The sequence below is a fragment of the Streptomyces sp. NPDC006512 genome (genome assembly GCF_040611935.1).
Lineage (GTDB): Bacteria > Actinomycetota > Actinomycetes > Streptomycetales > Streptomycetaceae > Streptomyces.
In genome coordinates this window covers 1-13,429 of the sequence record NZ_JBEXPG010000004.1, presented here as the reverse complement: position 1 = coordinate 13,429, position 13,429 = coordinate 1, and the positions used below count along the sequence as shown (strand labels likewise).

Genomic DNA, 13,429 nt, shown 5'->3' with positions numbered 1-13,429 from the left:
CGTGCTCACTTCGTCCCCGACCTCCCTCGGCTCCCACACCGTCCTGCTCTCCCGCGCCCAGGCGGGGGACCGGCAGGCCATGAACGACCTGCTGCTCCACATCACCCCCTTCGTCCGCCAGGTGTGCTCCTCGATCGCACAGCGCCACAGCTCCGACGCCTTCCAGGAAGCGATGATCGCGATCTACCGGAGCATCCGGGACCTCCGCGAGCCGGCCGCCTTCTACGGCTGGGTCCGCGCCGTCGCCAGCAGGGAGGCGGTGCGGACCTCGAAGCGGCTGAGCAAGGGCAGCACCGAGGGCCTCGCCGAGGCCGAGCACACGGCGGACCCGCTGATGCGGGTGCACATCTCCGACGTCATGAACCGGCTGCCCGAGCGGCACCAGCAAGTGCTCACCCTGCGCGCGCTGTACGGCCTGAGCGAGGAGGAGGCGGCGACGGTGCTCGCCGTACCGATCGGGACCGTCCGCTCCCGCCTGCACCGGGCCCGGCGCAATTTCCGCGAAGCCTGGTGAGCCCCCGGCCCACCGCACGGACGGCGGCCCCGCGGCGGGGACACCCGCCGCCCCGCACCCGCGGCGGTCCCGGAACACCGCGCCGACGCGGCCCCGTCCGGGCCCCGCCCCGGCCCCGCACCTTCCCCCATCCCCTTTCTCCCTTCTCGTGAGGACCATCGGCATGACTTCTCCCACCCGCCCCCCTCGCCCCCTCTCGGGCGCGCAGGAAGGCATCTGGTTCGCCCAGCAGCTCGACCCCGTCGGCGCGACCTTCAACACCGGCGAGGGCCTGGAGATCCACGGCCCCGTCGACGAGGCGCTGTTCGAGGCCGCCGCGCGCAGGACCGTGGAGGACGCCCAGACCCTGCGGCTGACCTTCACCGACACCAGCGGGGCCGGCCCGTGCTCCCGGCCGGCCGGCGCGGCGGACCCCCGGCTGACCGTGGTCGACCTCAGCGGCGCGGACGACCCCCGCGCGGCCTGCGAGAAGTGGATCCACGAGGACCTGCTGACCCCCGTCGACCTCGTCGCCGGCCCCCTCTTCTCCCAGGCGCTCCTCAAGCTCGCCGAGGACCGCTACTTCTGGTTCCTGAGGGCCCACCACATCCTGCTCGACGGCTACGGGTACCTCCTCGTCGCCTCCCGGCTGGCCGAGGTCTACACCGCGCTCGCCGCCGGCACCGAGGTGCCGCCGGGCACCCTCGCCCCGCTGTCCGCGCTGCTGGACGAGGAAGCCGCCTACCGCGCCTCCGACCGGTACGCCCGCGACCGCGACCACTGGGCGCGACGCCTCGACGGCATGGAAAGTGCGGAAGGACTCGTCGAGGGCACGGCCCCGGCGTCGGCGCCGTTCCTGCGCCGCACCACCGAGATCGGTCCGGGCGAAGGCGCACGGCTCACCGAGGCCGCCCGCCGGATGGGCGTGGCCCAGTCCGACCTGCTGCTCGCCGCCACCGCCGCCTACGTCCACCGGGCCACCGGCGCCACCGAGGTGGTCCTGGGCACCACCACGCTGAGCCGCCTCGGCTCGGCGGCGCTGCGCACCCCGGGCACCGCCTCGAACATCCTGCCGCTCCGGGTGGAGACCGGCCCCGGCACCACCGTCCTCGACCTCGTGCGCTCCGTGGCGCGGGAGGTCCGCGACGTCCGCGCCCACCAGCTCTACCGGGCCGAGGACCTGCGCCGCGACCTGAAGATGCTGGGTGGCAGCCGCCGCCTGTACGGGCCGGTCGTCAACCTGGTGCCCTTCACCCACGAGCTGACCTTCGGCGAGCACGCCACCACGCCGCACTACTACTCCGGAGGCCGGGTCGAGGACCTGTCGATCGGGGTGCGCCCCGGAACGGCGGGCGGGCAGGGACTGCTGCTGACCTTCGACGCCAACCCCGCCCTGTACACCGAGGAACTGCTCGCCGACCACCAGGGCCGCTTCCTGCACGTACTGGACCAGCTGGCCGGCGCCGACGGCTCCACGCCGCTCACCGCCCTCTCCCTCCTGCACCCGGACGAATGGCCCGAGCTTTACCCGGCACACGCCCCGGTCCCGGCCCCGGTGCGGCCCGCGCCCGACGCCACCCTCCCCGCCCGGTTCGAAGCCCAGGCGGCCCGGACCCCGGACGCGCCGGCGGTCACGTACCGCGGTACGTCGCTCAGCTACGCCGCCCTCAACGCCCGGGCGAACCGGCTGGCCCGGCTGCTCGTGGACCGCGGAGCCGGCCCGGGCCGCACGGTCGCCCTCGCGCTGCCCCGCTCGGCGGAACTCCTCGTCGGCGTCCTCGCCGTCCTGAAGACCGGCGCCGCCTACCTGCCGCTGGACCGCGACTACCCGGCCGAACGCCTGCGCGTCGTCCTGGAGGACGGGGCACCCCGCTCCCTCGTGACGGACGCCGACAGCGCCGCCCTGTTCCCGGAGGTCGCGGACACCGTCGTGCTGGGCGACCCGGCCGTGGAGGAGGAACTCGCCACGCGCGCGCCCCGCGACCTCACGGACGCGGACCGCACCGCCCCGCTCACCCCCGACGACCTCGCCTACGTCATCCACACCTCGGGCTCCACCGGCCGCCCCAAGGGCGTGGAGATCTCGCACTTCAACGTGGTGCGCCTCATCGAATCCGCCTCCGCGCACATGACGTTCGGCGCCGACGACGTCTGGTCCCTCTTCCACTCCTACTCCTTCGACGTGTCGGTGTGGGAGATGTGGGGCGCCCTCCTGCACGGCGGACGGCTGGTCGTCGTCCCGCAGGAGACCACCCGCGCACCCGAGGACCTCCTCGCGCTGCTCCGCGACGAAGCCGTCACCGTCCTCAGCCAGACGCCCTCGGCCTTCCAGCAGCTCGTACGGGCCGACCAGGAGTCCCCCCACCCGGCGCGGCCCTTCGCCCTGCGCTACGTCGTCTTCGGCGGCGAAGCCCTCGAACCGGCCCGGCTCCGCCCCTGGGTGAGGCGGTACGGCGACAGCGCGCCCCGGCTCGTCAACATGTACGGGATCACCGAAACGACCGTGCACACCACCTACTTCCGGGTCACGCGCGAACTGATCGAGGAGGAGAACCCCCGCAGCATCATCGGGATCCCCCTCCGCGACCTGCGCGTCCACGTCCTCGACCACTGCATGCGACCGACACCGCCCGGCTGGCTCGGCGAGATCCACGTCTCCGGACCGGGCGTGGCCCGCGGCTACCTGGGCCGCCCCGACCTGACCGCGGAGCGCTTCGTCGACGACCCCTTCGGCGCGCCCGGCGAGCGCATGTACCGCTCCGGCGACCTCGCGCGCCGGGCGGCCGACGGCACCCTGGAGTACGTCGGCCGCGCCGACCACCAGGTCAAGATCCGCGGCTTCCGCATCGAGCCGGGCGAGATCGAGACGGCGCTCCTGCGCCACCCGGACGTGTCCGACGCCGCGGTCGTCCCGCGCCGCAACACCGGCACCGACGACGTCCTGCTCGCCGCCTACGTCGTACCGCGCCCCGGAGCCGGCCGCGACCCGGCCGCCTACCGCGAGCACCTCACGGGACTGCTGCCCCCCTACATGCTCCCCGGCGCCTTCGTCCTCCTCGACGCCCTGCCGCTCACCGCGAGCGGCAAGCTCGACGCCCGGGCCCTGCCCGACCCCGACTTCGTGGCCGCGGCGTCGGGCCGCGCCCCGTCCGACGGGACCGAGGCCCTGCTGTGCCGCCTCTACGACGAGGTCCTCGGGCTGCCCGCGGGCACGGTCGGCGCCGACGACGACTTCTTCGCCCTGGGCGGCCACTCCCTGCTCGCCACCCGCGTGGTCACCCTGCTGCGCGGCCGCGCCGGCGCCGAACTCGCCCTGTCCGCGATCTTCGAGACCCCGACCCCCGCCGCCCTCGCCGCCCGGCTCGCCGAGGCCGGCCGGAGCGCGGCGTCCCGCCCGCCCGTCGTCCCCGCCGAGCGGCCCGGCCCGCTCCCGCTGTCCGCCGCGCAGCAGAGCATGTGGTTCCTCAACCAGCTCGACGTCACCGCCGCCACCTACAACATCCCGCTGGTGGTGCGCCTGGAACACGAGCCCGACCCGGCCGCGCTGCGCGCCGCCCTCGCCGACGTCACCGACCGCTTCGAGATCCTGCGCACGCTCCTGCCGCAGGAGGACGGTGCCCCGCACCAGCGGATCCTCCCCGCCGGGTCCGTACGGCCCGACCTGCACGTCGTCGACTGCCCCGCCACCGAGGTCGACGCGTACGTGAGCGCCGCCTGCCGGCACCCCTTCGACCTCGTACACGACCTGCCGCTGTGGGCGGGGCTCTACGGCGACGCCGCCTCCGGCCGGACCCTGGTGCTGGTCCTGCACCACGCCGCGGCGGACGGCTGGTCCCTGCGCCCGCTGGCCGAGGCCCTGTCCACCGCCTACGAGGCCCGCGCCGCCGGCCGCGCCCCCGCGTTCGAGGCGCTGCCGGTGCAGTACGCCGACTTCGCGGTGTGGCAGCGGGACCTGCTGGCCGGGGAACCGGATCCCGACGGGGTGATGGGCCGTCAGCTCGCCTACTGGCGCCACGCCCTGACGGGGCTGCCGGCCGAGACCCCGCTGCCCTTCGACCGGCCGAGGCCGGCGGTACCGTCCCACCGGGGCGGAAGTCTGCGGCTGACGCTGGACCCGGAGGTCCACCGCGACCTCCTGGAGCTGGCCGAAGACCGCGGAGCCAGCCTGTTCATGGTCCTCCAGGCAGGACTCACCGCCCTGCTGACCCGGGCCGGAGGCGGCACCGACATCGCGATCGGCACGCCCGTCGCGGGCCGCGCCGACGAATCGCTGGACGGCCTGGTCGGATACTTCAGCAACACCCTGGTCCTGCGCACCGACAGCTCGGGCGACCCCGCCTTCACCGAACTGCTGGCCCGCGTACGGGCCGCCGACCTGGCCGCTTTCGACCACCAGGACCTGCCCTTCGAACGGCTCGTCGACAGCCTGAACCCGCCGCGCCACGCGGCCCGGCACCCGCTCTTCCAGGTGATGCTCGCCCTCCAGAACAACACCGAGGCCGTCCTGCGCCTCGGCGGCGACACCGCCGCCCTCACCCCCACGCCCACCGGAACCGCCAAGTTCGACCTGTTCCTCGACGTCGTCGAGCGGCGCGACGCGCAGGGCCGGCCCGACGGCCTGGCCTGGCACGTCGACTACAACGCGGACGTGTTCGACCACGGCACCGCCGCCGCGCTGGCGGAGCACCTCCACACCCTGCTCACCGCCGTCGCGGCCGACCCCGCACGCCCCCTCAGCGCCCTCGCCGGGCCGCCCCGGGCCGGCGGGCGCACCACCGCGCCCGCGGCCGGGCAGCCGTACGACACCGCCGCCGTGGAGCGGGCGCTGCTCGCCGCGGGCGGGCTGCGGGAGGTGGCCGTCCTCCCGCCGGGCACCCTCGACCCGGACCGCCCGGTCGCCTTCGCCGTCCCCACCCGCGCCCACGCGGTGGAGCAGGCCGCCCGGCAGCTGTCCGCACTGGACCCCGCCCCGCGCGTCACGGCGGTGACCGCCCTTCCCCGGCACCCGGACGGCGCCCTCGACCGGGACGCGCTGAAGGACATGGCACCGCTGGACCAGGAGAGCGCCACCGCCTGGCAGCGTGCCCTGGCCGCCGTCCCCGGCGTCCGTACGGCGGCCGCGGCGCTGGAGGAGGCACCGCGCGAGCTCGGCCGCCGCTACCTCCCCGCCACCACGACCCGGACCCGCGCCGAGGACCCGGCGGCCGGACCCGGCGCGCACGCGGCGCCCGCCCTCAGCGAGGGACCGCCCCTGCCCGACCCGGGCGTGTCGACCTGGGCCGAGGCACTCGTCCGCGCCGCCGGCCGCGGCCCGCACGCGGAAATCGTCCACGTCCGCGCCGACGGCACCGAGACCCGCCGCAGCTACACCTCCGTGATCGCGGAAGCGTCCCGGGTACTGGGCGGCCTGCGCGCCCTCGGGATCCGCCCCGGCGACACGGTGGTCCTGCAGTGCGAGGACACGGAGGACTTCGTCGCCGCCCTGTGGGGATGCGTCCTCGGCGGGTTCGTCGCCGTCCCCCTGACCGTACCGCCGTCGTACACGACGCCCTCGGCGGCACTGAACAAGCTGGAGGGCATCTGGCGCAACCTGGACGGCCCCTGGGTCGTCACCTCCCGCACCCACGAACCGCACCTGCGCGGGCTCGCCGAGCGCCGGAACTGGCCGGACCCCCGCATCGCCACGGTCGACGAACTGCGCGAGGCGCCCTCGGACGAGGACTGGTACCGGGCGAGCCCCGGGGACACCCTCCTCATGCTCCAGACCTCCGGCAGCACGGGCCTGCCGAAGGGGGTCCTCCTCGACCACCGCAACGTGCTCACCCGGGCCGCCGCCTGCGCCGCCGTCAACTCCCTCACCGAGCACGACGTCTCCCTCAACTGGATCCCGCTGGACCACGTGACCGGCGTCGTGATGTTCCACCTGAGGGACGTGTTCCTCGGCGCCCGCCAGGTCCACGCACCCACCTCCTGGGTGCTCCAGGACCCGCTGCGCTGGATGGAACTCGCGGACCGGCACCGGGCCACCGTCACCTGGGCCCCCAACTTCGCCTTCGGCCTCGTCGGAGAACACGCGCAGCGGCTCGCCGACCGCACGTGGGACCTCTCCGCGATGCGGCTCGTCACCAACGCCGGTGAGGTCGTGGTCGCGAGCAGCGTCCGCCGCTTCCTCGACGTCCTCGCCCCCTTCGGACTCGCCGGTGACGTCGTGCACCCCGGCTGGGGCATGTCCGAGACCTCCTCGGTCGTCACCGACACCGTCCTCGCCCACCACCCCGCACCGGACGAGGGACCGTTCGTCAGCTGCGGTCTGCCCTACCCCGGATTCGCGATGCGGATCGTCGACGAGGCCGGCTTCCTCGTCACCGAGGGCACCGCCGGCCGCCTCCAGGTCCGCGGCACCTCCGTCACCTCCGGCTACCACGACAACCCCACGGCCAACGCCGAGGCCTTCGACCCCGACGGCTGGTTCGAGACCGGCGACCTGGCGTTCCTGCGCGCCGGCGAGCTGTACATCACGGGCCGGGCCAAGGACGTCATCATCGTCAACGGCGTCAACCACTACAGCCACGAGATCGAGTCCTGCGTGGAGGAACTGGACTGCGTCGTCCGCAGCTTCACGGCCGCCTGCGCCGTCCGCGCCGACGCCGCGTCGGTCACCGACGAACTCGCCCTCTTCTTCCAGCTCGCCCCCGGCCAGGACCCCGCCCGCGCCCTGCGCGCCGTACGCGGCAAGGTCACCCGGGAGATCGGCGTCAGCCCCGCCTACCTCGTTCCGGTCGGGGCGGACACCATCCCGAAGACGGAGATCGGCAAGATCCAGCGCACCCAGCTGCGCAAGCGCTTCGAAGCCGGCGAGTTCGACGGGGCCGTCCAGGACGCCGAGAAGCTCCTCGGAACGGCCGCCACCGTGCCCGACTGGTTCCTCAGGCCCGTCTGGCAGCCCGCCCGGCGCCCCCGCCCGGCCGGCCCCGCCCCCCGGCACACCCTGCTGTTCGCCGGCCGCGGCAGCACCGCCCTGGAGACCGCCCGGACCCTGGCCGGACGGCTGCGCACCGAAGGCTCCCTGTGCACCCTGGTCACCGAAGGGGAGGGCTTCGTACGCGAGGACGCCGCCCACTACCGGCTGCGCCCCGATGCCGACGCCGACCACACGCTCCTCCTGGAAGCACTCGCCGCCGACCACCGTCCCCTGGACGCCGTCGTCCACCTGGCGACGCTCGACACCACCAGCGCCGACCCGGACACGGCCGCGGAACTGCTCGCCGCCCAGCGGGACGGTACGGAAAGCCTGCTGTGCCTCACCCGGGCCCTCGCCGCCCGGCACACCGACGACACGCCCGTCTCGCTCGTCCTCGCCACCGCGGGCGCGCGCGCCGTCCTCCCCGGGGAGACCCCCTCCTACGTCCACGCGACCGCACCGGGACTCCTCAAGAGCCTGCGCGAGGAACTCCCCTGGCTGCGCACCGGCATGATCGACCTGCCGCCCGCCCCCGCCACGGAGATGGCCGGGCTGCTGCTGGCGGAGCTGTCCGCCGGAGCGCACGAGGAGGTCGCCCTGCGCGACGGGCGCCGCTGGGTGCGACGCCTCGCCCCGCTGCCCGACCGGCCGGCCACGGCCGGAGCGGACACCGACCCGGCCGGCACCCGGCCCGGCGGCTACCTCGTCGTCACCGGGGGGCTCGGCGGGGTGGGCGCCGCCCTGGCCGAACACCTGCTGCACACCCCCGGGACCCGCCTCCTGCTACTGGGGCGCACCGTCCTGCCGCCCGAGGAGACCTGGGACCGGACCACCTCCGGCAGCGACACCGCCGACCGCGCGGTGGCCACGCTGCGGCAGCTCGGCAAGCTGGGCGAGGTCCGCTACGAGGCCGTCGACGTCACCGACGTCGACGCCCTGCGCACGGCACTGTCGCGGACGTCCGCCGCCTGGCCGGCCGGGCCCACCGGATTCCTGCACCTGGCAGGACGCTTCGACCAGGGCTCCGCCACCGGGTACACCCGGGACGCGTGGCGGGACGCCGTCGCCGCCAAGGTCCTGGGCGGGTGGGCACTGCACCGTGTCGCGCGGGAACACCCCCGTGCCCCGCTCACGGTGTTCTCCTCCGTCAACGGCCACTTCGGCGGCTCGCTCAGCAGCGCCTACGCGGCCGCCAACTCCTTCCTCGACGAACTCGCCCAGCACCGGCACGCCGTGGGCCTGCCCGGCACCAGCCTCGCCTGGAGCATGTGGGACGAGACCGGAGTCAGCGAGGGCTACCCCCTCAAGGCCCTGACCGAGGCACGCGGCTACCGGACCCTCGACGTACGGACCGCGCTGCGCGCCTTCGACTTCGCCCGGTCCCTCGACGAACCCCACGTCCTCGTCGGAGCCGACCGCACCACCCTGTGGATCGGCTCCCAGACCACCGGCCCGGCCCGCCCCCTCCACCGCCTCGCGGGACGCGTCGCCCTGGACGACGGCACGGACCTCGGCGCCCTGCACGCCGCCGCCGCGGAGGCGGCGCGCCGCTGCGGCGCCCCCGAGGACTGGGTCCTGCGCTCCGCCGGAACCCCGTCCGGGGACACGGACGGCTCACGGCCCCGAGAAGCGGCCGGCGCCGACGCGCTGACGCGCCGTACGGAGGAGGCCGTCGCCGCGATCTGGCGGCGCCTCCTGCGCCGGGACCACGTCGCACCCGAGGAGAACTTCTTCGACCTGGGCGGCCACTCGCTGCTCCTGGTGAGCGCCCAGACCGCCGTCAACGACGAGCTCGGCTGCGCACTGAGCGTCGTCGACCTGTTCGCCCACCCCACCGTCCGGACCCTGGCCCGCCACCTCGTGAGTACCGGAGCCGTCACCGGCGGAGCGGCCGGGAACGGAACCCGTCCGGCCGCGCCCGCCGCCGGAGCCCCGGAAGCCGCCGGCGCCTCCGCCCTCGACCGCGCCCGGCAGCAGGTGCTGAAGCAGCGGTCCGCACGAGCGGGCCGGCACACCGCGAACAAGAGGACCCGCAACGATGGATGAGCCCGTGGAACACGACTACGACGCCGACCCGCCCATCGCGGTCATCGGCATGGCCGCCCGCTTCCCGGGCGCCGACACCGTCGAGGAGTTCTGGGAGAACCTCGACGCCGGCCGGGAGGCCGTCCGGCCCGTCACGGACGAGGAGTTCCTCGCCGCCGGAGGCGATCCGGCGGACCTCGCCGACCCCCTGCTCGTACGGATGGCCTCGACCGTCCGGGACATCGACCGGTTCGACTCGGCCTTCTTCGGCTACAGCCCGGCCGAGGCCGAAACCGTCGACCCGCAGCAACGCCTCCTGCTGGAGTGCGCCTACCACGCGCTGGAGGACTCCGGATACGCCGCCGGCCAGGGAGACAGCCTGGTCGGGGTCTACGCGGGAGCCACCGACAGCCGTTACTACGCCTCCCACGTCCACCCCAAGTACGCCGGACGCGGCGGATCCCTGCCGCTCGTCCACGCCGCCACCAACAACTCGCTGGGCACGCTCGCGACCCGGATCTCCTACGAACTGGGGCTGACCGGCCCCAGCCTGTCCCTGCAGACCGCCTGCTCGACCGCCCTGGTGGCGCTGCACCAGGCCTGCCAGGACCTCATCGACCACAAGTGCGACATGGCACTGTCCGGTGCCGTCTCCCTCAACCCGTCGGCGCTGCTCGGCTACCAGCACGTCCCCGACGGGCCCTTCTCGCCCGACGGCCGCTGCCGGGCCTTCGCCGCCGGCGCCGCGGGCACCTCCTCGGGCGACGGCGTGGGCGTGGTCGTCCTGAAGCGGCTGGACGACGCCCTGGCCGACGGGGACCGGATCAGGGCGGTGATCAGGGGCTCCGCCATCAACAACGACGGCCGCCGCAAGGTCGGCTTCACCGCCCCCAGCACCGAGGGCCAGACGGAGGTGATCCTGGCCGCCCACGCGGCGGCCGGGGTCCCGGCCGACTCCATCACGTACGTCGAGGCGCACGGGACCGCCACGCGCATCGGCGACCCACTGGAGGTCCACGCCCTCACGGAGGCGTTCCGGCAGAGCACCGACCGCCGCGGCTACTGCGCCCTCGGCTCGGTGAAGACCAACATCGGCCACCTCGGGGCCGCCGCCGGCATCGCCGGCTTCATCAAGACGGTGCTCGCGCTGGAGCACCGGCGGATCCCGCCGAACCTCCACTTCGACGCCCCCAACCCCCTGATCGACTTCGACTCCAGCCCCTTCCGGGTCCCCACCGAGGCTCAGGACTGGCCCGCGGACGCGACACCCCGCCGCGCGGGGATCAGCGCCTTCGGCGTGGGCGGCACCAACGCCCACGTGATCCTGGAAGAGGCCCCCGCCCCCGCCGCCCCCGCAGCGGCGCCGCCCGCGCACGCGGCGCCGCACCCGGTGCTGACCCTGTCCGCCCGTACCCCGGCCGCTCTGCGCGGGCAGCGCGAGGCGCTCGCCCGGCACCTCGACGCCCGGCCCGGAGCACCACTGGCCGACACCGCGCACGCGCTGCGCGCGCACCGGCCCGCCATGCCCTACCGGGCCACGGTGTCCGCCCTCACCCCCGCCGAAGCCGTGCGGGCGCTGCGCGCACCGGCTCCCGACGCGGTGGCCGTACCGGCCGGGGGAGCCCCCGAGGTGGCGTTCCTGCTGCCCGGGGGCGGAACCCAGTACGTCGGCATGGGCGCCGGCCTGTACCGCGACCACGCAACCTTCCGCGACGTGGTCGACCGGTGCGCCGACATCCTCCGCCCCGTCATCGGGGGCGACATCCGCACCGCGCTGTACCGGCACACGGATCCGGGGAGCGTGGAAGCCTTCCTCTCGCTGGTCGTGACGGAGTACGCCCTCGCCGAGACGCTGATCCGGCATGGCGTGCGCCCCGCGGCCCTCACCGGACACTCCCTCGGCGAGTACACGGCCGCCTGCCTGGCCGGCGTCCTCACCCTGGAGGAGATGCTGCCGCTCGTCGCCCTGCGGCTGCGGCTGATCACCTCCGTGGGCGGCGCGACCGTCAGCGTGGCGCTCGGCGAGGAGGCCCTGCGCCCCCACCTCGGCGACGGCCTCTCGCTCGCCGCCGTCAACGGCCCCGAGGCGTGCACCGTCGCCGGGACCGGGGAACAGGTCGCCGCGTTCGAGGCACGTCTGGAGGCCGCCGGCGTCTTCCACCGGCGGGTGCGGATGCCCGCCGCCGCGCACTCCCACGTCCTCGACCCGGTCCTGGACGCCTACGCGGAGGCCCTGCACCGGGTCGAACTGCGGGCGCCGAGGATCCCGTACGTCACCAACGTGACCGGAACCTGGGTGACCGACGCGCAGGCGACGAGCGTGCGCCACTGGATCGACCACACCCGCCGCACCGTGCGCTTCGCCGACGGCGTCCGCACCCTGACGGAACACGGCGTCCGGGTGTACGCGGAGATCGGACCGGGCGACGTCCTCTCCAAGCTCGTCCGCGCCGGAGCCGGGCCGCGGACACCGCTGACCGTGCCCACGCTGCGCCACGCCAAGGCGGCGACCGCCGACGGGCAGGTGCTCGCGGACGCCCTCGGGACGCTGTGGAGCGCCGGAGCCGAGGTGGACTTCACCCCCGGTACCGTCCACGCCCCGTCGCACCGGGTGTCCCTGCCGGGCTACGCCTTCGAACGCACCCGGCACTGGATCGACGCGCCCGGAGCGGTACCCCGGGCCGACGACGCGCCGGGGGAGTCCCCGGCGCCCGCCGACCGGGCCCGCGCACCGCGCCCGTACCTCGCGACGCCCCACGTCGCGCCGCGCACGGAGCGGGAGCGGCGGGTGGCGCGGCACTGGGAGGCCGCCCTCGGCATCGAGGGGGTCGGGATCCACGACAACTACTTCGACCTCGGCGGCGATTCGCTGGCCGGCGTCGTCCTGACCGCCCGGATGCGGGCCGCGGGAGCCCTCGACGTACCCGCCGCCGCACTGATGACCGCGCCGACCATCGCCGGGCTCCTCGCGGCGGCGGGGGCGGAGGACTGCGCCGCTCCCGGCGCCGGGACGGACGCCTTCGCCCCCGTCCTCGCGCTGCGCCCGGACGGGGACCAGCGGCCGCTGTTCTGCGTGCACCCGGGGGCCGGGGTCGCCTGGCGCTACTCGGGCCTGCTCACCCACCTCGGGGCCCGGCAGCCGGTGTACGGCATCCAGGCCCACGGCCTGGCCCCCGGCACCGAACCGGCGGCGGACGCGGCCGAGATGGTCGCTTCCTACGTCGGACACCTGCGCGAGATCCAGCCCCACGGCCCCTACCGGCTGCTCGGCTGGTCCTACGGAGGCGTCGTCGCCCACGCGATGGCCACGGCGCTCCAGCGACAGGGGGAACAGGTCGAACTGCTCGCCCTGATGGACCCGCCCCTGCCCCAGGGCATGGCGCTGTCCGCCGAGGACGGCGAACGGCAGGTGGCAGGGCTGCTGCTGCGGGTCGCCGGACTCACCCCGCCCGAGGACGGGGCACCGGACCTGGCCGGGGCGCTGCGCCTGCTGCGGGAGCACGAGGAAACCGGCGGCGGCACGCTGCCGGTGACCGCCCACCAGGCGGCCACCATCGCCCGGGTGATGCTCAACAGTCTCCGGATCGCACCGGGGTTCGCCCCCGGCGCGTTCCGCGGCGACGTCCTGTTCTTCACCGCCGCGGGTGACCCGGCAGGGCCCGGCGGACCGGGCGACGCCATGGGGCGGACCGACGAGTGGGCGCGGTACGTCGACGGAGCCATCGTCGAGCATCCGGTGCCCGCCGGCCACTACGAGATGACCGAACCGCGGCCGCTCGCCGTCGTCGGCGCCGCCCTCGCGGAGGCGCTGAGGACCTCGGCAACGGACCCCGCGACCGTGTCCCGGACCCCGTAGGAACGGGTGGCGGACCACGGTCCGCCACCCTCCCTTCCCTTTTCACCCGCCCGGGCCCGCCGGGCCGCGGACCTCCGTCCGCGGCCCGGCGGGC

3 protein-coding genes are annotated in these 13,429 nt (G+C 75.2%); all 3 read left to right on the top strand.

Going from position 1 to position 13,429, the window contains the following annotated elements; all coding sequences use genetic code 11:
- The first annotated feature begins 1 nt into the window (after position 1).
- The 3 genes from ABZZ17_RS03820 to ABZZ17_RS03810 all read left to right on the top strand — a co-directional run bounded on the left by ABZZ17_RS03820 (position 2) and on the right by ABZZ17_RS03810 (position 13,335).
- Complete coding sequence (locus ABZZ17_RS03820) at positions 2 to 514, top strand: sigma-70 family RNA polymerase sigma factor (RefSeq protein WP_356871628.1); 513 nt, start codon at positions 2 to 4, stop codon at positions 512 to 514.
- A gap of 163 nt (positions 515 to 677) precedes the next feature.
- The gene (locus ABZZ17_RS03815; RefSeq protein WP_356871626.1) at positions 678 to 9,500 is read left to right on the top strand and encodes an amino acid adenylation domain-containing protein; all 8,823 of its coding nucleotides are present in this window, start codon (positions 678 to 680) and stop codon (positions 9,498 to 9,500) included.
- Positions 9,493 to 13,335, top strand: coding sequence for a beta-ketoacyl synthase N-terminal-like domain-containing protein (locus tag ABZZ17_RS03810; RefSeq protein WP_356871624.1), 3,843 nt, complete (start codon positions 9,493 to 9,495; stop codon positions 13,333 to 13,335). The genes ABZZ17_RS03815 and ABZZ17_RS03810 overlap by 8 nt, the downstream gene beginning before the upstream one ends.
- Positions 13,336 to 13,429: the final 94 nt, after the last annotated feature.